This window comes from Caballeronia sp. HLA56, assembly GCF_054655155.1.
The window spans coordinates 460,494-484,735 of record NZ_BAAHOB010000004.1 but is presented as its reverse complement, the minus strand read 5'-3'; the positions used below and the strand labels follow the sequence as shown (position 1 = coordinate 484,735).

General features: G+C 63.3%; 4 protein-coding genes. All 4 read left to right on the top strand.

Going from position 1 to position 24,242, the window contains the following annotated elements:
• Window positions 1-64: 64 nt before the first annotated feature.
• The 4 genes from ACYQ47_RS18185 (at window position 65) to ACYQ47_RS18170 (ending at window position 24,236) form a co-directional block, all read left to right on the top strand.
• The gene (locus ACYQ47_RS18185) at window positions 65-1,495 is read left to right on the top strand and encodes a cupin domain-containing protein (RefSeq protein ID WP_459906308.1); all 1,431 of its coding nucleotides are present in this window, start codon (window positions 65-67) and stop codon (window positions 1,493-1,495) included.
• Window positions 1,496-1,668: 173 nt separating this feature from the next.
• Complete coding sequence (locus ACYQ47_RS18180) at window positions 1,669-2,613, top strand: YqcI/YcgG family protein (protein WP_459906307.1); 945 nt, start codon at window positions 1,669-1,671, stop codon at window positions 2,611-2,613.
• Between the two features lie 25 nt (window positions 2,614-2,638).
• Window positions 2,639-16,057, top strand: a complete 13,419-nt coding sequence (locus ACYQ47_RS18175) for an amino acid adenylation domain-containing protein (RefSeq protein WP_459906306.1) — start codon at window positions 2,639-2,641, stop codon at window positions 16,055-16,057.
• Complete coding sequence (locus ACYQ47_RS18170) at window positions 16,050-24,236, top strand: amino acid adenylation domain-containing protein (RefSeq protein WP_459906305.1); 8,187 nt, start codon at window positions 16,050-16,052, stop codon at window positions 24,234-24,236. Before ACYQ47_RS18175 ends, ACYQ47_RS18170 begins: the two co-directional genes overlap by 8 nt.
• Window positions 24,237-24,242 lie beyond the last annotated feature (6 nt).

Genomic DNA, 24,242 nt, shown 5'->3' with positions numbered 1-24,242 from the left:
CGATAGCCGATAGCAGCGGTCCAGGACATTCAAGCAACGCAAGCAAAGAAAGGACATCCACATCATGACGCAGCCCGTGCCACCGCTTTTCGACTTCAGTTCCTTCGATGGAAAGAGCGAGCACTATCTCTCGCTCATCCGGCAGTTCGCCGCCGCCACGCCGTATCGCAGCGCGACGGTCGATGAGCTGGTGCTGGACAGCGACTATCATCGGCGCCCGCTGCGTCCGGAGGATTTCGAGTTCCTCAAGTTCAGGAAGCCGGTGCGCAACCATAACGTCAGCCGCCTGCCTGCGCTGGCGTCGAACCGTACGCTGCTGTCGATCTATGAACTCGATGTGGCGCGTCTGCCGAACAATACGAGCGCAGCGGAATGGTCGCGTTATGCCGATTTCTATCGCGACGACACTCGCGCGCTCGGTGCGCAGATTGCGCCTTTCCTCGAAGCGTATGCATTCGAGTATCTCTCGCCCGACGCCGATTCGACCGAAAGCCCGGACGCCGCTGCCGCGCGCTTGATGCAGATCGTCAATGAAGAAAGTGCTTTTTGGGAGCGTAGTTTTGCCCATCTGATGCGTCAGGACTATCTCGAAGAAGGATTGCGCTTCATCATGGTTCAGCGCTGGTCGCTGGCCTTGTCAAAGCGTCGCGCCCTGGCGCGAGCCAGCGCGAGCGGATTTTTCGACAGCCTGCCCGTGGACGCTCGCCCGACGCTGTCAGGCGATCTTCCCAACGATGCGCTGCTGCGCCGCGTTGCTGGCTTTGCGGGTCTCACGCGCGAGCAGCATGCGTACTGGCAGTTCTATCTGCCGACGAGTCTCGCCAAATGCAACCTGCTCTATGCGCTCGCGCGCAGGCCGGACCGTGCCTTTGCGTTCGTTGGCGCGGCCTTTGCAGCAGAGGCCGAGTGGCTCGCGTTCGGCATTGGACTGGAGAAGGCGTGTGCGCATCTTCAGCCGACCAGTCGCCAGCCCGCGGATGTTGTCGTGCGTCGTGCCGAACTGGCGGCGCGCTTCACGCAGGCGCTCGAACACGCCGCGCAACAGGTCGGCGGCGCTGCAGTCGCGCAGGCCGTGCAGGGTGTGATCGCGGGCGAGCGTCTGGCCGAACGTGCGCGCTGGGATCTGGGTGAACAATTGCGCTGGCTGTCGGCCATCCGGCGCTACGTGGAGTTCGCGCACCGAATCAGCGCGCGGATCGATCGCGAATGCCCGGATATCGATCGCGAGACCTTCGTGGAACCGCTGGAAATGTGTTCGACCACGCATGTCCACAACGATCATCGGCTGGTCACCATTCAGGAAGGCGACATGCTGTTCTGGGGCAATGTCGGCATGCAGCTCGACATGCATCCGGGCGACATGGTGCTGATTCCGGACGGACGCCTGCACGGCTCGACCGTCACCTCGCCGGAATGTACCTACCATCAGCCGATCATTCCCGACGACTGGGTTCAGGCGCTGGTCGACGAACTCGACGCGCACGCATCCGCGTGACATTCCAGGCGCTTCGACAGAAAGCGTCGGCAGACGCACCCCACAAATCGAGCAGCACGAAAAGCCCTTGGAATAGGGCATCGACGAGGCGCGCCGGCCACGCTTTGCTCAGTGGCGCAATGAACGGCACACGGCGCTCGTCGCATGGGTGGTGTTGACCAACAGGAATGACAATGCAATCAAACGATGACGTCGCGCACTTCGATGCCAGTGACTGGACCAGCCGCGTGATTTCGGGAACCCGCACCGGCGCGGCGGCACAGGCGCCTGCGTGGCTCGCGGGTTCGTATGCGACGCTGCGCGAGCAGGTGATGCATCCGGAATACCCGTGCTTCTTCGGCACCATTGCCGAGCGGCGCGGCGAGATGTTCTATGCGTGGGTGAACGGCAAGGACATTCGCGACCTGCCCGCGACGATGCAGACCTTCTCGACATTGGCGTCCCGTACGGAGTTTCGGCGCAACAACATCGCCGTGTTCTTCGAACCGGACGACGAGCCCTTGACGCACGAGCAGTATCGGGACCTCTTCTGGCAGACGCTGCAACATCTGCACGATGTCGATCCGGATCCCGAAGCGGACAAGCAGCCCGATCCGTCGCAGGAAGAATGGGAGTTCTCGTTCGCGGGCGTGCAGATGTTCGTGGTGTGCGCGTTGCCGACCTTCGAGGTGCGTCACAGCCGCAATCTCGGTCCGGGCATGGTCTTGCTGTTCCAGCCGCGCAGCGTGTTCGTGGACACCATCACCAACAAGGTGATCGGCCGCGAGGCCCGCAATCAGGTGAGAAAACGCCTTGAAACATGGGACGACGTGAGCGCGCACCCGGATCTCGGCTTTTACGGCGATCCCGGCAATCTCGAATGGAAGCAGTATTTCCTGACCGATGAAAACATCGCCGCCAAGGACCGCTGCCCATTCCTCAAGCGCAAGAAGGCGCAGGTGCAAGCGCATGCGCTCGGTCATGCCTATGCGCCGCGTCATGCCGCGCCGCAGCGTCGTACGGAGAAGCTCAATCCCGCGCGCCACGACAGCATGGGCAAGCGTCTGACGAGCGTCGATCAATGGCAGGCCGGCATGCCGCCGCGCTCGAAGGCGCATAACGACGAGAGCGAAAGCTGAACATCGCAGGACAGAACATAGAGACATGAGCGACACGACACACGCAGCCGTCCCCGATTTGCTCGCCGTATCGAAGGCATACGTGCAGTTGCCTGCCGAGAAGCGCAGGCAGTTCCGTCATCAGTTGCGCGCGCGCGGCATGCAGGCATCGCGTCTGCCTATCGTGCCGTTTCCGAACCGGGGTGCAATGTTTCCGCTCTCGCATGCGCAGGAGCGCATGTGGTTTCTATGGAAGCTCGATCCGGCGAGCGCGGCGTACAACATCACCGGCGCGGTGCGCTTGCAGGGCACGCTGGACCAGCGCGCGGTGCGCGCGGCGCTCGATCGTCTGGTCGCACGGCACGAAAGCCTGCGCAAGCATTTCATCGAACGCGATGGCGTGCCGATGCAGGTGACGGGATCGGCGAACTATGCGTGGCGCGAGCGTGTGTGTCCGGATGACATGCAGGCCGCGCTCGATGCGCTCAGCAACGAAGCCTTCGATCTCGAACACGGACCGCTGCTGCGCGTGACCTTGCTGCAAAGCGCGCCGGACGATCATGTGCTGCATATCGCGATCCATCACATCGTGTCGGACGGCTTGTCAATGAGTGTGTTCGTCGATGAATTCGTTTCTGCGTATCGGGCCGAACTGGGCGTTGCGCCGTCCACGCACGGACCCGGTGACGAACCGATCCAGTACGGCGATTTTGCGGCCTGGCAGCGCGAATGGCTCGACGACGAATCGCTGGCCGGTCAACTGGCGTACTGGCGTGGCGAATTGGGCGGTGAGCAACCGGTGCTCGAACTGCCCTTCGATCGCGTGCGTACCGGCATGCGTCATTCGGCGGGGGCGAGCGTTGCGCGTACCGTCGATGCGCGCACGGCGGCCGCGTTGCGTCGCGTTTCGCAGTCTGCCGATGCGACCTTGTTCACGACGTTGCTGTCGGCCTATCAGGTCTTGCTCTCGCGCTATGGCGGGCAGGACGATATTCGCGTCGGCGTGCCGGTCTCTGGACGCGACCGCGACGAGACCGAGCGGGTGATCGGCTTCTTCGTCAATACGCTGGTGTTGCGCGCGCGGATGGACGAGGCATCGACGTTCATGCAACTGCTCACGCAGATGCGCGCGCGCACGCTTGCCGCCTATGCACATCAGGACGTGCCGTTTTCGCGGCTGGTGCAGGAGTTGCAGCCGCAGCGCAGTTTCGGACATACGCCGCTGTTTCAGACCATGTTCAACTACCTCGGTGCGCAGGGCGGGCCGATCGAACTACCGGGTCTGACGGTCGCGGATATTTCTTCGGAGATGCAGACTGCCCGCTTCGATCTGGTGTTGAATGCGCGTGAGCGTGGGGACGGACTGGAGGTGTCGTTCACTTATGCGCGTGATGTGTTCGATGAAGCGACCATTGCGCGCATGCTCGATCATTACGTGTCGCTGCTGAGCCAGATTGCGGTCGATGGTCATGTGCACCTCGGCGCGTTGACGCTCGATGCAGCGGCGTCTGCTCCTGCGCTTGCTGAACACGCATTCGCGCCCGTTGGCGCACGCGTGGCCGAACAACGCATCGGCAATGCGGTGCATTGCGAAGGCGTGCGCCTGAGCTATGCCGAGTTGCAGGCATGGTCGGCGCGGATTGCGCATGCGTTGATTGCGCGCGGCGTGCAGGCGGAAACGCGTGTTGGCCTGTGCTTGACGCGCTCGCCTGCGTTAATCGCTGCATTGGTGGGCGTGCTGCGTTCGGGCGGCGCTTTCGTGCCGCTCGATCCGGCTTATCCCGCCGAACGCCTGCAAACTATGCTGGACGATGCCCGCGTGCAATGCGTGATTGCGGACGCCGACACGCTCGGGCAATGCGGAGCCTTGTTCGAAGGCATCGATGTGATCGATGTGAACGGCGTAGGGATGCTTGCGGACACGGCACCCGATGTATCGATCCACCCCGAACAACTCGCCTACGTGATCTACACGTCAGGTTCCACAGGCAAGCCCAAAGGTGTCGCGGTGAGCCACGTCTCGCTGTCACGGCATCTGGACGACTTCATCGGGTGCTACGGCATCACATCGGACGATACGCAGCTTCAGTCGTCGACCATCAACTTCGACGTCGCATTGCACGAAATGCTGCCTGCCTTGATGCAAGGCGGACAAGTGGAAATGCGTGGCCCGCAACTCTGGGATATCGACACGACGAGTCGCCATCTGCGCGATGCGCGCGTGACCTTCTCGCGCATTCCGACCGCGTACTGGCAGCAGTGGCTACGCACACCACCGCCCGCACATGAACTGGCCGCACTGCGCCAGATCACCGTCGGCGGAGAGGGCTTGCCGGGCGATGCCCTCGCGCAATGGCGACGTGGACCCCTTGCGCACATCCGCCTTGACAATCTCTACGGTCCCACCGAAACGACAGTCGCCTGCCTGTATCGGCAGACGAATGAGGCGGACACCCGGCAGAGCATCGTCTCGATCGGCGAGCCGTATGCATCGCGCTGCGTGCAAGTGCTGGACCGCTTCGGCAACGAAGCACCGGTTGGAGGACTCGGCGAGTTGTGCATCGGCGGGCTGACGCTGGCACGCGGCTATCTGGGCCGAGCGGATATCACGGCGGAGCGCTTCGTGCCGGACCCGCGCACGCCGGGCGCACGGATGTACCGAAGCGGAGACCTGTGCCGTCGCCGCGCGGATGGTGGCATCGACTTTCTGGGGCGACTGGATCAGCAAGTGAAGCTGCGAGGCTTCCGCATCGAACTGGGTGAGATCGAAGCAGCGCTGCGCCAGATCGAAGGCGTGAGCGCGGCGATCGTGGCGCTCACAGGCGAAGGCGAATCACGTCAACTGGTCGGCTACGTGGTCGGACAGGACGACGTACGCCTGCTGCGCCGCACGCTGGAAGCACGGCTGCCGTCGTACATGGTGCCGTCCTCGTTTGTCGCACTCGATGCCTTGCCGCTGATGCCCAACGGCAAGGTGGATCGCGCGGCGCTCCCGGCACCCGAAGCGCCCTCACATCAGGAACACGTATCAGCCCGCACACCGCTCGAAGCCGAGTTGCTGTCGATCTGGCAAAGCGTGCTGAATCGAGCCGATATCGGCGTGACGGAGAACTTCTTCGAAGCGGGCGGACATTCGCTGCTGCTGATGCAGGTGGCCTCGCGCATTCGTCAGGAGATGGGGCGGGAGGTATCGCTGGCGACCTTGTTCATGCATCCCGTGCTGGAGAGTCTGGCGGCGGAGTTGGAAGCGAGTGAACGTCAGACGGTCGAGCGGATTCGTGCTCGGGCAAAAGACAGTCGCATTCCGCTGACGCACGCCCAGGAGCGTTTGTGGTTCCTGTGGAATCTGGAGCCGCAGAGTGCGGCATACACGATTGCGGGAGCGGTGCGACTCAAGGGCAAGCTGAACAAGGCCGCGGTGCGCACGGCGCTCGATACGCTGGTGACCCGTCATGAAAGCCTGCGCACGCGCTTCGTGGAAGAGGATGCGCAGACGTGGCAAGTGGTGGATGAGCAACCGCGCTACGGCTGGCACGAAGCCGCGTACGAAGGCGAAACGCAACTGCACGCGCTGTCTCACGCCCCGCTCGATCTGCGTCAGGGTCCGATGCTGAAGGTGGCGCTGCTCGCTGTGAACGAACAGGAAGCGGTGTTGCACTTCGCGATGCCGCACATCGTGTCGGATGCGTGGTCGCAGGGCATCTTGCTACGCGAGTTCTCTAACGCGTATGCAGCGGCGTTAGGTCATGAGGTGACGCCACCCGAAGCACTGCCGATTCAATACGGCGACTACGCCGCATGGCAACGCGAGCACACGAGCGATGCGACGCTGGAAGCGCAATACGCGTACTGGCAAGCCACGCTCGGCAAAGAACATCCGGTGCTCGAATTGCCCGTCGATCGTGTACGGCGTGGCCCACGCACCAGCGCCGGCGCTACACTCGAACGCTGCCTCGATCCGACGCTCTCTCAAGCGCTCGATACACTCTCGCAAACGCAGGGCGTCACGCGTTTCATGACGATGCTCGCCGCCTTCGGTCTCCTGCTCGGCCGATGCAGCGGCCAGCGCGATATCCGCATCGGCGTGCCCGAAGCGGGACGGGACCGTCTTGAAACCGAGCCGCTGATCGGCTTTTTCGTGAACACGCTCGTCATCCGCATGGAGGCACGCGGCACGCAGCCCTTCGAGGCCTTGCTTGCCGAGGTACGCCAGCATGTACTCGATGCCCAGTCCAACGCCAGCGTACCTTTCGCGAGGCTCGTCGAGCGTCTGCAACCGCAACGCACCACGAGTCATACGCCGCTGTTTCAGGTGTTGTTCAACTACAGCGAACAGACCGCCGCCGAACTGAATCTGCCGGGCGTGCAGATCACGCCGCTTTCGAGCACGACGAACAGCGCGCAGTTCGATCTGTCGATGGAAGTGACCGGCGACCATGCGCTCACGCTCGGCCTGAACTACGCGACCGATATTTTCGATGCATCGACCATTCATCGTCTGCTCGATGATTACGTGACCGTGCTAGAACACATCGTCCGCGATGCGGGCATTCGCGCGACGCAGATCGAACTGGACCGCACGGCGGATGCGCAAGCGAACGCGCGTCCGTTGATTGACTACACGTTCACGCCGACACCCGCACTCATCGCGATGCAGGCCGCGAGCACGCCCGATGCCATCGCCGTGCGCTGCGGCGACGAATCGACCACATACGCCAAACTCGATGCATGGGCGAACCGCATCGCAGCGCATCTGCACGCCAGCGGCGTACGACGCGAGGCGCGCGTGGGCATCTGCACGGCGCGTTCGGCGGGCATGGTCGCGGCGCTGATCGGCGTCATGCGTTCGGGTGCCGCCTATGTGCCGATCGATCCGGCGCTGCCTGCCGAACGCATCGCCTACATGCTCGACGATGCCGGCGTGGCATGCTTGATCGCAGACGACACGACGGCGCGATCGTTCGATGGCGTCGTCGCCCGCGTGATCCGTCTCGCACAGACGACGGATGCGCCCTCGCACGACGCAGGTGTTTTCGCTAACATTCACGCCTCGCAACTGGCGTATGTGATCTACACATCGGGCTCGACGGGCAAGCCCAAAGGTGTCGGCATCTCGCACGATGCATTGGCGCGCTTCCTTGCCAGCATGCGCGTGCGCCCCGGCATCGACGCTGACGATGTGATGCTGAGCGTGACCACGCTGTCGTTCGACATCGCCGCGCTCGAACTCTATCTGCCGCTCGTGAGCGGCGCGCGTATCGAGCTTGCGCGGCGCGAAGACGTCACCGATGGCGAGCGTCTCGCGGCACTGCTCGCACGCTCGGGCGCGACCATGATGCAGGCCACCCCGATGGGCTGGAACGTATTGCTCGAAGGCGGCTGGCAGGGCACGTCCGGCGCACGCGCGACATTCAAGGCCTTGTGCGGTGGCGAAGCCTTGCCCGCAGAACTCGCGTCGCGCCTGCAGGCACGCGGCGTCGAACTGTGGAACATGTACGGTCCGACCGAGACGACCATCTGGTCGAGCATCGCACAATTGAATGAGTCACGCGCCACGCTCGGCGAGCCGATCGAAGGCACGACCTTTCATCTGATCGACGCCGATGGCGCCAGCGTGCCGAAGGGCGGCATCGGCGAACTGTGCATCGGTGGCACAAACCTCGCACGCGGCTATCTCGGCCGTGCCGCGCTCACGGCCGAACGCTTCGTGCCCGATCCATTCACGCACGGCGCGCGGCTCTATCGAACCGGTGATCTGTGCCGCATCGAAGGCGGACGCCTGGCGTACGTGGGGCGTGCCGATCATCAGGTGAAGCTGCGCGGTTTTCGCATCGAACTGGGTGAGATCGAAGCGTCGTTGCGCCGTCTGGAAGGCGTGCGCGATGCCGCCGCTGCGGTCAAGGAGGTCGCCGGCCAGCCGATGCTCGTTGCGTATCTCGTCACTGTGGGCGGCATCGACGCCGAGACCGCCGGATGGCAGGCGGAACTCGCGCGTCATCTGCCGCCCTACATGGTGCCGCAGCGGTTCATCCCGCTCGATGCGTTGCCGCGCACGCATAACGACAAGCTCGATCGCAATGCCTTGCCCGTGCCTCGGCATGAGACCGATGATGCGATAAAGGATGCCCCGCGTACCGCCGCGGAACTCGCGATCGCGAATATCTGGCAGAGCGTGCTCGGCGTCGATGCCGTGAGCGCGAACGACGACTTCTTCCTGCTCGGCGGCGAATCCTTGCGCGCGTTGCGCATGATCGCCGCCATCAGGACCGCGTTCGATATCGATCTGCCTGTGCAGGCCGTATTTGCGCATCCGGTTCTTTCGGCGCTTGCATCCGTGGTCGACGGGGTGCGCGACAGTACGCGCGGTCCGCGAAGCATCGCCGTGCATGAGGACCGTCGCGCGCCTGCGCCGCTTTCGTTCGAGCAGGAGCGTTTGTATTTCTTCTCGCGCCTCGATCCAGAAAGCGCCGCCTATAACCTGTCGGGCGCGGTGCGGATGGAAGGCGCGCTGGATCGCGATGCCGTGCGCGCGGCGATCACGGCACTCGTCACGCGGCACGAGAGCATGCGCACGACCTTCGTCGAGGGCGACGAGGGCCCGGTGCAGATTGCATCGCTGATTGCGGAGCCGGCATGGTCGGTGCTCGATTTCGCGGACGTTCCTGAGGCTGTTCGCGAGGAACGTCTTGATGCCGCGCTTCGTGCCATCGCGCGTGCGCCGTTCTCGCTCGAACGCGGTCCGTTGTTGCGCGTGACGCTGCTGCGACTGGCGACCAACGAGCATGTGCTGCAATTCGTCGTGCATCACATCGTGTCGGATGCATGGTCCGTGCAGATCATGATCGACGAGTTCGCACGTGAGTATTCCAACGCACGAGGTGGCCGGAGTGCGGCGCTGCCCGCCTTGCCGATTCAGTACGCGGACTATGCACGCTGGCAGCGTGACCCGCACGCATCCGCGCGCCTCGACGACGATCTGGCGTACTGGCGCATGCGACTGGCCGGGGACGAACCCTTGCTCGCCCTGCCGTTCGATCGCTCGCCGCAGGGCACGCGCAGTCAGGATGGTGCGCGTGTGAGCATCGCGCTTGAAGCGTCCGTGCAGCGAGCGGTGACGGCCGTGGCTCAACGTCATCGAACCACGCCGTTCGTCGTATTGCTCGCGGTCTTCGACGTGCTGCTCGCGCGCTACAGCGGCAGCGATGACGTTCGTATCGGCGTGCCGGTGGCGGGGCGCGAACATGGCGACACGCAGGCGCTGATCGGCTTCTTCGTCAATACGCTGGTGATCCGCAGCGAGCTGGCCACGCTGCGTAACGTGGACGAGCTGATGGCGCACGTCCGCGAGCGCGTACTCGAAGCGCAGGCGCATCAGGCGGTGCCGTTCTCGCGCGTGGTCGATGCCTTGAGTCCGGGCCGCAGCCTGGCGCAGACGCCGCTGTTCAACGTCATGTTCAATTTCGAACCGGCGCTCGGGCGTGAAGCGTTCGCGATGCCGGGGTTGCGTGTGTCGCCGATGGAATCGGGTACGGGTACGGCCCGCTTCGATCTGGTGTTGAATGCGCGTGAGCGTGGGGACGGACTGGAGGTGTCGTTCACTTATGCGCGTGATGTGTTCGATGAAGCGACCATTGCGCGCATGCTCGATCATTACGTGTCGCTGCTGAGCCAGATTGCGGTCGATGGTCATGTGCACCTCGGCGCGTTGACGCTCGATGCAGCGGCGTCTGCTCCTGCGCTTGCTGAACACGCATTCGCGCCCGTTGGCGCACGCGTGGCCGAACAACGCATCGGCAATGCGGTGCATTGCGAAGGCGTGCGCCTGAGCTATGCCGAGTTGCAGGCATGGTCGGCGCGGATTGCGCATGCGTTGATTGCGCGCGGCGTGCAGGCGGAAACGCGTGTTGGCCTGTGCTTGACGCGCTCGCCTGCGTTAATCGCTGCATTGGTGGGCGTGCTGCGTTCGGGCGGCGCTTTCGTGCCGCTCGATCCGGCTTATCCCGCCGAACGCCTGCAAACTATGCTGGACGATGCCCGCGTGCAATGCGTGATTGCGGACGCCGACACGCTCGGGCAATGCGGAGCCTTGTTCGAAGGCATCGATGTGATCGATGTGAACGGCGTAGGGATGCTTGCGGACACGGCACCCGATGTATCGATCCACCCCGAACAACTCGCCTACGTGATCTACACGTCAGGTTCCACAGGCAAGCCCAAAGGTGTCGCGGTGAGCCACGTCTCGCTGTCACGGCATCTGGACGACTTCATCGGGTGCTACGGCATCACATCGGACGATACGCAGCTTCAGTCGTCGACCATCAACTTCGACGTCGCATTGCACGAAATGCTGCCTGCCTTGATGCAAGGCGGACAAGTGGAAATGCGTGGCCCGCAACTCTGGGATATCGACACGACGAGTCGCCATCTGCGCGATGCGCGCGTGACCTTCTCGCGCATTCCGACCGCGTACTGGCAGCAGTGGCTACGCACACCACCGCCCGCACATGAACTGGCCGCACTGCGCCAGATCACCGTCGGCGGAGAGGGCTTGCCGGGCGATGCCCTCGCGCAATGGCGACGTGGACCCCTTGCGCACATCCGCCTTGACAATCTCTACGGTCCCACCGAAACGACAGTCGCCTGCCTGTATCGGCAGACGAATGAGGCGGACACCCGGCAGAGCATCGTCTCGATCGGCGAGCCGTATGCATCGCGCTGCGTGCAAGTGCTGGACCGCTTCGGCAACGAAGCACCGGTTGGAGGACTCGGCGAGTTGTGCATCGGCGGGCTGACGCTGGCACGCGGCTATCTGGGCCGAGCGGATATCACGGCGGAGCGCTTCGTGCCGGACCCGCGCACGCCGGGCGCACGGATGTACCGAAGCGGAGACCTGTGCCGTCGCCGCGCGGATGGTGGCATCGACTTTCTGGGGCGACTGGATCAGCAAGTGAAGCTGCGAGGCTTCCGCATCGAACTGGGTGAGATCGAAGCAGCGCTGCGCCAGATCGAAGGCGTGAGCGCGGCGATCGTGGCGCTCACAGGCGAAGGCGAATCACGTCAACTGGTCGGCTACGTGGTCGGACAGGACGACGTACGCCTGCTGCGCCGCACGCTGGAAGCACGGCTGCCGTCGTACATGGTGCCGTCCTCGTTTGTCGCACTCGATGCCTTGCCGCTGATGCCCAACGGCAAGGTGGATCGCGCGGCGCTCCCGGCACCCGAAGCGCCCTCACATCAGGAACACGTATCAGCCCGCACACCGCTCGAAGCCGAGTTGCTGTCGATCTGGCAAAGCGTGCTGAATCGAGCCGATATCGGCGTGACGGAGAACTTCTTCGAAGCGGGCGGACATTCGCTGCTGCTGATGCAGGTGGCCTCGCGCATTCGTCAGGAGATGGGGCGGGAGGTATCGCTGGCGACCTTGTTCATGCATCCCGTGCTGGAGAGTCTGGCGGCGGAGTTGGAAGCGAGTGAACGTCAGACGGTCGAGCGGATTCGTGCTCGGGCAAAAGACAGTCGCATTCCGCTGACGCACGCCCAGGAGCGTTTGTGGTTCCTGTGGAATCTGGAGCCGCAGAGTGCGGCATACACGATTGCGGGAGCGGTGCGACTCAAGGGCAAGCTGAACAAGGCCGCGGTGCGCACGGCGCTCGATACGCTGGTGACCCGTCATGAAAGCCTGCGCACGCGCTTCGTGGAAGAGGATGCGCAGACGTGGCAAGTGGTGGATGAGCAACCGCGCTACGGCTGGCACGAAGCCGCGTACGAAGGCGAAACGCAACTGCACGCGCTGTCTCACGCCCCGCTCGATCTGCGTCAGGGTCCGATGCTGAAGGTGGCGCTGCTCGCTGTGAACGAACAGGAAGCGGTGTTGCACTTCGCGATGCCGCACATCGTGTCGGATGCGTGGTCGCAGGGCATCTTGCTACGCGAGTTCTCTAACGCGTATGCAGCGGCGTTAGGTCATGAGGTGACGCCACCCGAAGCACTGCCGATTCAATACGGCGACTACGCCGCATGGCAACGCGAGCACACGAGCGATGCGACGCTGGAAGCGCAATACGCGTACTGGCAAGCCACGCTCGGCAAAGAACATCCGGTGCTCGAATTGCCCGTCGATCGTGTACGGCGTGGCGCAGCCGACAGCACAGGCGCATGGGTTCATCGCGCGATCGACGCAACGCTTGCGGGCAGGCTCGAATCGCTCTCGCACGCCCGCAACGCTACGCGCTTCATGACGATGCTCGCAGCGTTCGGCGCCGTCTTGCAAGGCTACAGTGGCCAGCGCGATGTGCGCATCGGCGTGCCGGTCGCCGGACGCGATCGTCTGGAAACGCAAGCGCTGATCGGTTTCTTCGTCAACACCGTGGTCATTCGAGTCGACACCGCACCGGGCACTGCGTTCGATGCGCGTCTCGCGCAGGTCCGTGAACGCGTGCTCGGCGCGCACGATCACGCGACCTTGCCGTTCGCCCGGCTGGTCGAGCGTCTGCAACCGCAACGCAGCATGAGTCACACGCCGCTGTTTCAGGTGATGTTCGATTACAGCGAGGCCGGCACCACGCTGTCCATGCCGGACATCGAAGCTCAGGCGCTGGAAGGCGGAACCGGCACCGCGCAATTCGATTTGTCAATGCAGATTTCCGCCGATGCACAGGGCGCAAACCTTCACATCGGCCTCAATTACGCGACCGATATTTTCGACGAAGCCACCATCGATCGCATCATCGACAGCTATGTCGCCGTACTCGAACAGATTGCCGAACAACCTTCGCGCCGCAGTTTCGATCTGCTCGATGCAACCCAGCGCGCCTCGCTCGCGAATTGGACCCAGGGCGCACTACTGGCGCCCGAGACCGGCTTCGTGCACCGACGCTTCGAAGCGCACGCTGCCGCGCGCCCGAACGACATCGCGCTCATGCTCGACGAGCAGACGCTCAGTTACGGCGAACTCAACGCACGCGCGAATGGCGTGGCGCATTGGCTGATCGCGCAAGGCGTGAGGCCCGACGACAGAATCGGCGTCGCGGTCGAGCGTTCCATCGGCATGATCGTTGCGCTGCTGGGCGTGCTGAAGGCGGGCGCGGCCTACGTGCCGCTGGACCCCGCCTATCCGGCCGAGCGTCTTGCCTACATGATCGAAGACAGCAGCATCGAGATGCTGCTTACGCAAAGCGTATTGCGCGCGCGTCTGCCTTTACCCGCTTCGCTGAAAACGGCGACGCTCGAAGCGATCGAGGCATCGGCATCGCGTCACGACGACACGCTCATCGTCCCGCATGCACAGCATCTCGCCTATGTGATCTACACGTCAGGCTCGACCGGCAAACCGAAGGGTGTCGGCATCGCGCATGGCGCGTTCGCGCAGCACGTCGATGTGTCGATCGGCTTCTTCGGCTTGACGAACGCAGACCGCGTGCTGCAGTTCGCGACCTTCAATTTCGATGGTTTCGTCGAACAACTGTTTCCGGCGCTGTGCGTCGGCGCATCGGTGGTATTGCGTGGGCCGCAACTCTGGGACAGCGAGACCTTCATTCGACACGTGCTGCGCGACCGCATCACGGTGGCCGATCTGACGACCGCCTACTGGCAGTTGCTCACGCAGGACCTCCAGACGCGCGGCGTGAACGACCTCGGCGCATTGCGTCGCGTCCATGCGGGCGGCGAGGCCATGTCGCTGGCCGCGCTCAGGCAATGGCGTAACACGCCTGCACTGGCGAACGTGAAGCTGCTCAACACCTATGGTCCGACGGAGGCGGCCGTCACCGCATCCACCTTCGATTGCAGCGCGGCGCAGGACATCGACGCCTTGCCCGCGCAGGTGCCGATCGGCACACCGCTCGCCAGCCGCGCGATGCATGTACTGACGCCCGAACTGACGCTCGCGCCCATCGGTGTGATTGGCGAAGTCGCGATAGGCGGCGCGATGCTGGCGCGCGGTTATCTGAACCGGCCGTCACTGACCGCCGACCGCTTCATCCCCGATCCGTTCGATGCCGATGGTCGCGGCGCGCGCCTGTATCTCACCGGCGATCTCGCGCGCCGCAATGCCAGGGGCGAACTCGAATACGTGGGTCGTATCGATCATCAGGTGAAGATTCGCGGCTTTCGTATCGAGCTGGGCGAGATCGAATCCGCGCTGCGCGCACAGGCGCTCGTGCGCGATTGTGCTGCGGCAGTGAGAGAGGTCGGCGGCGAGCCCATGCTGATCGGTTACATCGTGCCGGTGAACGCCGACGAGCGCATCGACACGCGCATGGTTCGCACGACGCTTGCGGCGAAGCTCCCGATCTACATGGTGCCGCAACGGATCGTCGTGCTCGACGCCTTGCCGCTTTCACCGAACGGCAAGCTCGATCTGAAGGCCTTGCCGTTGCCCTCATCCGATCGCGACGCGGCATCGGATATCGAGCCAGGCACGGCCACCGAACTCGCGCTCGCGACGATCTGGCAGAAGGTGCTCGGCATCGCGCACGTATCGGCCGATGACGATTTCTTTGCGCTCGGCGGTGACTCGCTGCGCACGCTGCAAGTCGCTCGTCTCGCACGCGAAGCCGGATTGCCGCCGCTCGGCATCGACACGCTGTTCGCCCGGCCGCGTCTTGCGGATCTCGCCGCGCATCTCGACGCACAGGGCGATGCGGTATCCGCGAGCGTCGTGCCGATGAACACCGCAGGCGCACCCGTCACCGCGTTCGCGATTCATCCGGCCTACGGACTAGTGGCCGAATACCGCACGCTGGCGCGCAGTCTCGACGGCATCGCGAGTATTCACGGACTGCAATCGCCGCTCTACGACGACGCGCACTGGTGGGCCGGCGATCTCGATGCGCTCGCACGCGACTATGCCGCACGCGTGCGAAGCGTGCAGCCGCATGGTCCCTATCGTTTCATCGGCTGGTCGCTGGGCGGTCTGCTGGCGGTCGAAATCGCCGCGCAACTGGAAGCGGCGGGTGAAACAGTGGACTTCGTTGCCCTGATCGATGCGGGCATGCAGAGCGAGATCGCGCTCGATGCGCAGCGCGCGCGCGAGGTGTTGGCGCGTCGGCGAACCGCATCGGCGGAAGAGGTCGCGCGCTTCTGGGATGAAGCGAGCGACGCGCACAAGCAATGGCAAGCCGAACTCGGCGAGGGCGCAAACGACGCCGATGTGGTCGGTCATGCGCTGATCGCCATCGAGCAACTGCAGGCCTTGACGCAGGGCTGGCGGACACGCTCGCTCCACGCGCCGCTGACCGTCTGGTGGTCCGAACGCGAACTCGACGGCACGCGGCTCGATGACGCGACACTCGATCGAAAGACGGCGCTCTGGCGCGCTTGCAGCACGAACGAAACCACGCATGCCGGCACGATCGACACGGATCACGTCGGGATCGTGCGTCACGAAGCACTGTTGCGCGATCTCGCGGCACGACTCAAAGCATTGAGCGGTAAGGATGGGAAAAAAGGACAGGCACATGGCTGACAACATGATCGGGCGCTTGCGCGAACTGATGAACACGCGCGCTGACGATACCGCGCTGATCGTCGTCGATGCGAACGGCGACACACCGCTGACCTACGCACAACTCGGCGCTTACATCATGCGTATCGCGGCTTTTTTGCGAGATCATGAGGCGCGGGGCGAACGTGCGTTGCTTCTCATGGACAGCGGCGCGGACTATGTCGCGGCGTTCTTCGCGTGTCTGCATGCGCAGACTGTCGCGGTTCCCGCTTACCCGCCCGAGACCGTGCGTGCGCAGCATCTCGCCCGTCTTCAGGCCATCGCTGCCGATGCCGATGCGCGTTTCATCCTGACCACGCGCGCGCTGGCGCAACGATACCGCGATGCGTTCGCATCGATTGCGCCGCATGCGAAGCTGATCGAAGTGGATGCGCTCGCAGCACATGAATCCGATGACGACTTCACCGCATCGCACGTGGAAGCATTGGACCTCGCGTTTCTCCAATACACCTCGGGTTCGACCTCCACGCCGAAGGGCGTCGTGGTCACGCACGGTGCGTACTGGGCCAACGAAATCGCGATACAGGAACGCCTCGGCGTGAGTGACGACGATGTATTCGTGAGCTGGTTGCCGCTCTATCACGACATGGGCCTGATCGGCTCGATGTCTCAGCCGGTCTTCAGCGGCATTCCGCTGGTGCTGATGTCACCGCAATTCTTTCTCGAACGGCCGGTGCGCTGGCTCGATGCGATTGCGCGTCATCGCGGCACCATCTCGGGTGGCCCGGATTTTTCGTACCGTCTGTGTGCGGACAGAGTCAGCGACGAGCAGATGGCATCGCTCGATCTCTCGACGTGGCGCGTCGCATTCTCGGGATCGGAACCCGTGCGACATGCCACGCTCGACGCCTTCGTCGAACGCTTCACGTCGTGCGGGTTCGATGCAAATGCGCTGTTTCCCTGCTACGGACTGGCGGAAGCGACGCTGCTGGTGACGGGCGTGCGGCGCGGCGCGGGTGTCACGCGTGCCTTGCTCGATGCAAAAGCCCTTGAAAAAGGACTCGCGCAAGCGACGCAGGACGAAGGCGTTACGCTCGTCTCGTGCGGCATCGTGCCGGCGGGTCATACGATCATGATCGTCGATCGGGCGAGTGGCGCACGTGTAACCGATGGCGTGGTCGGAGAGATTCTGGTGTGTGGGCCGAGCGTGACCGCCGGTTACTGGCGACGCGCGGAGGCGAGCGCGGAGACCTTCGTCGAGCGTGATGGTGAACGATGGCTGCGAACCGGCGATCTGGGTTTCCTTCACGACGGTGGCCTGTATGTGGCCGGACGCGTGAAAGATCTGCTGATCGTGCGCGGACGCAATCTCTATCCGCAGGACCTGGAACTCGTCATCGAACGCGAAGTTGATCTGGTGCGACGCGGTCGCGTGGCCGCGTTCGCGGTGCAGATCGATGGCGCGGAATGCATCGGCGTGGCCGCTGAAATTTCGCGCAGCGTGCGCAAGCTGGTGCCTGCTGAAGCGCTTGCCGCAAGTATCAGCGAGGCCGTTGCGTTGACGGTTGGCGAGCCTGCTCCGGCGATCGTGCTGCTTGAGCCGGGCGCATTGCCGAAAACGTCGAGCGGGAAGGTGCAGCGCGTCGCGTGTGCGCGACGCTGGGCGAATCGCTCGCTGAAAGCATATGCGTGGTTTTCGAATGGCGCGCGTATCGATCAGGATGCGGTGGCGTCGGTGCCGGATGCGCTGACGGATATTGAAGCGGAACTCGCGCAGATCTGGAATCAGGCGTTGGAATCGATGCCGGCTCGCCGCGATGACAGCTTCTTCCGCCTCGGCGGAAACTCGCTGGCGGCGGCGCGGGTAGCGTCCGCCGTCGGTACGCGTTGGTCCATCGAATACGATGCGCGCGATGTGTTCGAAGCGCCGTCGCTGGGTGCGGCTGCCGCGCTCATCGCAAAGCGTCTTGCGCAAGGGAGTGAGCTTCGGCGCACGCCGCTCGTAGCGCTTTCGCCGGAAGCGCGGCGCATGACGCGTGCATCGCATGCTCAGCGTGCGCTGTGGATGACCTGGGCGCACGATCCGCAGAGCAGCGCGTACAACATGAGCGGCGTTCTGTCGATCGATGGTCCCTTGCATATCGACGCATTGCAGCGCGCCTTCGCGACGCTCGTTGCACAACACGATATTCTGCGCGCCCGCTTCGAACTGGACGATGACGGTGAACTCGTGCAGATCGTCGACGGCGGCTCGACGATCGCGCTCGAATGCTCGGATGTTTTGACGGATATCGAGTCGCGTATCGCTCATGCGCCATTCGATCTGGAGCATGGCCCGCTGTTGCGCGGTCATTTGATTCGCGCTAGTGAGAAAGCTCATCGACTGGTGCTGGCGGTGCATCACATCATCGCAGATGGATGGTCGGTGAACGTGCTGCTCGAATCGCTTGCACGGGCGTATCGTGCGGAAATCGAAGCTACACCGCTCGCGGATGCGCCGTCGTTTCAGTTCGCGGATTTTGCCGCGTGGGAACACAGCTCAGTCGATGAAGAAGCAATCGAGCGCGACATCGACTACTGGCGCAACCGGCTTTGTGCGGATGGAGATGCGTCGCGCGTGGCTCGTCTGTTCGAGCGACGTGAGGCTTCGGCAACGGCACGCAATGGCGTTCAGCGCACGCATGTCTTCAGTTTGAACGCTAAGCTTTCGTCGCAACTCCGCGCCTTCGGTGACACGCAAAACGCATCACTCTTCATGACGATGCTCGCCGCATTCGGCGCGACTTTGCAGGCCATCAGCGGCAAGCGGGATATCCGTATCGGTGCGCCCATGTCGACGCGTCGGCATGAAGAAGCGCAGGCGGTCATCGGCTATTTCATCGGCATGCAGGTATTGCAACTCGTGATCGCGGAAAAGAGCACGCCACGCGCGCTCGTCGCGGCAGCGAAGGATGCGGTGCTGTCGGCGCAGGAACATCGCAATGTGCCCTATGACAGGCTCGTCGCTGCGCTGCTACCCAACCGTGTACGCGCCGACGATGCGTTGTTTCAGGTCAAACTCACCGAACAACGTCCCTTCGCGCTGGATGCGTTCGCGCCGCTGGCAACACGCTTCGATGTCGTGCATGGCGAAGTCGCGCATTTCGATCTTGCGCTCGATTTCTTCGATCGTCCGACCGGTATCGAATGCATGCTGGCTTACGACGATGCGGTGTGCGATAACGCTTTGGCACGCAGAATCGAAGCGCTTTTGCCGCGCATGGTCGAAGCGCTGGTTGCTGCGCCGGATAGCGCGATGCCGGTCCGCGAATCGGCCGTCGAGCCAGATGTGTCGACGCTGTGGAAGCGTAGTGTGATGCAGCATCCGCAGCGTATGGCGGTTCAGGATGTGAACCGCTCGCTGAGTTATGCGGAGCTCGACGCGGCATCGGATGCACTGGCGTCGCGCTTGCTCGATCTAGGATGCGTGCCTGAAGCGCGCGTGGCTGTGCTCGCGCCGCGCAGTGTGGAAATGGTGCTCGGCATGCTGGCCTGCTTCAAGGCCGGCGCCACGTGGGTGCCGCTCGATCCGCAGCTGCCGGTTACACGTAACGCAGCGCAGATAGCGGATTGCGGCGCGGACATCGTGCTATACGCAGCCGTTTGTCCTGACGAGATTGCCGCGCGTGCAAAGACCGTGCTTCCATTGGCGTTCGATAACGAGGCCACGAGCTTTACGCTGCCGGGCATCGTCCACGCCGATCAGGCCGCCTACCTTATCTACACCTCCGGTTCGACGGGTAAGCCCAAGGGCGTGACCGTCACGCATGCGTCGCTCGGAAACTACGTGCGGAGCATGCTTCAAACCATCGACGTGGGCGACGGTGCAGCCTTCGCGATGGTCTCCACGCCCGCAGCCGATCTGGGGCATACCGCGCTTTTCGGTGCGTTGTGTTCAGCGGGCATGCTTCATCTGGTATCACCGGAAGACGCATTCAATCCAGATTCGTTCGCGCATTACATGTCACGGCATCGCGTCGATGTATTGAAGATCGTGCCGAATCATCTGGCGGCGCTGCTTTCTGCGAGCGATGCGCGCAAGGTGTTGCCGGCGCGTGCGTTGATTGTCGGCGGCGAAGCCACCTCAGCGGCTTTGCTCGGGCAGATTGCAGCACTCGCGCCATCGTGTGGCATCTTCAATCACTACGGGCCGACGGAAGCCACGGTCGGTATCGCCATGCATGCGATGTCGGGCGATCACGATATGACGCGTGCGTTGCCGTTGGGGAATGCGCTTCCGCATGCGCGACTTTATGTGCTCGACGAGCGGATGGAGCCCGTGCAGCGCGGGGCAACGGGTGAGCTGTATCTGGGCGGTGCGGGCGTTGCGCGCGGCTATCATGCGCAGCCGGGACGCAGCGCCGAGCGCTTCGTACCCAATCCGTTCGTGCCGGGTGCGCGCGTGTATCGATCAGGGGATCGCGTCCGCGTCGGTCACGATGGCACGCTCGACTATCTCGGACGCGCTGACGATCAGGTCAAGATTCGCGGCTACCGCGTCGAACCGGGTGAAGTCGAACGCGTGCTGTGTGATGTACCGGGGGTTCGTGCAGCGGTCGTGTTGGCTTATGAGACAAACGGCATTGCACGGCTTGGCGCATGCGTGGCGGGGGACGTGTCGGTAGAGGCGTTGAATGTGCAGGCGTTGGCGGCATTGCCTGAGTACATGGTGCCTTCGGAGACGATCGTCATCGAACACTTGCCGCTCAATGCGAACGGCAAGATCGATCGAGGCGCTATCCTCGCGCGCTTCGCTGAAATCAAGCAGGCGCCTTCGGTGGAGGCAGATTCTGGGCATGCGCCGCGTGGCGAGACCGAGCGAAAGCTCGCTGAGATTTGGGCCGAGGTGCTGCGTGTCGATGCGTCCACGATGCGACGTGACTGGCACTTCTTCGCATCCGGTGGCGATTCGATTCTCGGACTCAAGGTCGTCGCGAAGGCGCGGAAGGCAGGGTTGAAGATCGCGCCGAAACAACTCTTCGGGCGGCATACGCTTGCGGAACTGGCGGCGGCGGTCGCGCCCGTGAAGACGAGCGATGAGACTATGCGTTGTTTGCCAGACGTTGTTCGGGCGCGGACCGAGGCATCGTATGCACAGCAGCGCTTGTGGTTCCTGTGGCAGTTGTCGCCGGAGAGCAGCGCGTATCACGTCTCGGGCGGCCTGCGTTTGCGTGGCGCGGTGAATCACGCAGCGCTGCGTGCGAGTTTCGAATCGATCGTGGCGCGACATGAGAGCCTGCGCACGCGTTTCGTGGCCGATGTGAACGGTCGCGTCGAGCAAGTCATTGATGCAGAGGTCGCGCTGGACTGGCGCGAGGCATCGCTCGATGCGAGTGAATTCGATGCCACCGCGCGTGCTTTAGCTGCAGAGCCGTTCGATCTGCAACACGGCCCGTTGCTGCGTGTGGCCTTGTTCAGCGCGAGTGCGGAAGAACACTTGCTGGTGCTGTCGATGCATCACATTGTGTCGGACGGTTGGTCCGTGCAGGTGTTGCTCGATGAACTGGTGGCGCACTATCGCGCGGGCGTTTCAGGAAGCGCAATTGAGCGTGCGGCGTTGCCCGTCCAATACGCGGACTACGCCGCGTGGCAACGCGACTGGCTCGACGCAGGCGAACGCGAACGTCAACTGGCCTACTGGCAAGCGACACTGGGCGATGAACACCCGGTGCTGGCCTTGCCCACCGATGCCCCCCGCCCCGCACACGCGACGTATCACGCTGGGCGTCATCATGTGAGCCTGCCGCCTGCATTGGCCGATGCGGTGCGCGAGCGAGCCCGCCAAAGCGGCAGTACGCCTTTCATGGTGCTGCTGGCCGCGTTCCACGCGCTGCTGTATCGCTATACGGGGCAGCAGACGGTACGTACGGGCGTACCAGTGGCGAACCGTCATCGGGTGGAAGTCGAAGGACTGATCGGCTTCTTCGTGAACACGCAGGTAATGCAAAGCCGTGTTGACGCCTCGACGGACACGGCGATGTTACTCGCACAGGTACGCGAAGCGACACTCGGTGCGCAGGCGCATCAGGATTTGCCCTTCGATGCACTGATCGACGCACTGCGTCCGGAGCGCAGCCTGAGCCACACGCCACTGTTCCAGGTGATGTTCAATCATCAGCGCCGAGACTGGCGGGTGCTGAAGGATTTGCCGTCACTGGAAATCGAGCCGTATGCCTTGCCGGCCGAGATGGCGCAGTTTGAACTGCTGCTGGACACGCGCGAGGAAAGTGACGGGACGATATCGCTTGAGCTGAGCTATGCACGCGAGTTGTTCGAGGCAGGAACGATCGCGCGCATGGCGCAGCATTACGAGGCGATGCTCAAGGCGCTTGTCGAAGCCACGGCGTTGATCATCGAAGTGCCGCTACTGAGCGCAGAAGAGCGCGCAGAGATCGAAGGCTGGAGCCGCAACGACACGCGCTTCAAGAACCTTGAGCCGGTGATACGCGGCTTCGAGCGTCACGCTGAACTCGCACCGGACGACATTGCGCTGACCTTCGGCGATATCCGTCTGAGCTATGCCGAACTCAATGCGAAAGCGAATGGTCTGGCATATGAACTGATCGAACGCGGCATCGGATTAGAGTCGAAAGTAGGCGTAGCGGCAGAGCGTTCGGTGGAACTGGTTGTAGCGCTGCTGGCGATCATGAAGGCGGGGGGCGCCTATGTGCCGCTGGATCCGTCGTTGCCGCACGAGCGGCTTGCTGAAATCCAGACCGATAGCGGCATGACGCTGGTGCTACGGGATATCGATGTATCAGGCGAAGATGCACGCAATCCTGACGTAGCCATCCAAGGGAACAATCTAGCCTACGTCATCTTCACCTCAGGCTCGACGGGCCGTCCGAAAGGCGTCGGCAACACGCACGCTGCGCTATCGAATCGACTGCAATGGATGCAGCAGGCCTATCCGCTCGAACGCGGCGAAACGGTACTGCAAAAGACGCCGTTCAGCTTCGACGTATCGGTATGGGAATTCTTCTGGCCATTGATGGTCGGAGCCCGTCTTGCGGTCGCCGCACCCGGTGCGCATCGCGATCCACTGCAACTGGCCCAGACCATCGTGCAGCAGGAGGTAAGCACGATTCACTTCGTCCCGTCGATGTTGCAGGCGTTCATCGAAAGTGAACACGCGCTGTCGTGCGCAGACACGTTGCGCCGAATCATCTGTAGTGGCGAAGCGCTGCCTGAAGAATTGCAGCGCAAGGTCTTCGCGCGTCTGCCGAATGTCGAACTGCACAACCTGTACGGCCCGACCGAAGCGGCGATTGACGTGACCGCGTGGCAATGCCGCGAAGAGCGCCGGCCGGTGCCGATCGGCGCACCGATTGCAGCCACACAGACGTGGGTGCTTGATGAGCGCATGCAACCAGTGCCGCGTGGCGTAGCGGGTGAGTTGTATCTGGGCGGAGCCAATCTGGCACGCGGATATCTCAACTGTCCGGGATTAACCGCAGAGCGCTTCGTGGCAGACCCCTTTGCAAGCGAGACAGGCGCACGCCTGTACCGCACGGGCGATCTGGTGCGCTGGCGCAGCGACGGCGTGCTCGACTATCTGGGACGTCTCGATCATCAAGTCAAGATTCGCGGCTTCCGGATCGAGTTGGGCGAGATCGAATCGAGGCTGGCGCAGATCGAAGGCGTGCGTGAGGCAACCGTGATCGCCCGCGACGCAAGGCTGATCGCCTACGTGACGGGCGAGCCATCGCTGGACGCGCAGCGATTGAAGACGAGCCTCGCGCAGGGCGTACCGGATTACATGGTGCCGTGGCGCATCGTGGTGCTGGATGTGATGCCGCTGAACGCGAACGGCAAGGTGGATCGCAAGGCGCTGCCGGTGCCGTCGGTGCAGGACGAAGACCACGAATGGGAAGCCCCACAAGGCACCGTCGAAACACAACTCATGCAAATCTGGTCGACGCTGCTGGGCATCGAACGCATCGGCCGGAACGACAACTTCTTCGAGCTGGGCGGCAACTCGCTGATGGCCGTGCGACTCAATGCGCGCATCGGACTGGAACTCAAAGCGAGTCTGCCGCTAACTGCGCTTTTCGAGGCCACGTCGCTGGCCGCGCTCGCGCAGGCGATCGACGATGCGCGCACCGCCGGTCCCGGCGATCAGGCGCTCGACGAACTCGACGCCTTTCTCGATACTCTTTGAGCAAGC

What these genes read in the sequence shown, in the direction of transcription:
- ACYQ47_RS18185 (WP_459906308.1), top strand. Translation starts at nt 65, where the DNA reads ATGACGCAGCCCGTGCCACCGCTTTTCGACTTCAGTTCCTTCGATGGA.
- ACYQ47_RS18180 (WP_459906307.1), top strand. Translation starts at nt 1,669, where the DNA reads ATGCAATCAAACGATGACGTCGCGCACTTCGATGCCAGTGACTGGACC.
- ACYQ47_RS18175 (WP_459906306.1), top strand. Translation starts at nt 2,639, where the DNA reads ATGAGCGACACGACACACGCAGCCGTCCCCGATTTGCTCGCCGTATCG.
- ACYQ47_RS18170 (WP_459906305.1), top strand. Translation starts at nt 16,050, where the DNA reads ATGGCTGACAACATGATCGGGCGCTTGCGCGAACTGATGAACACGCGC.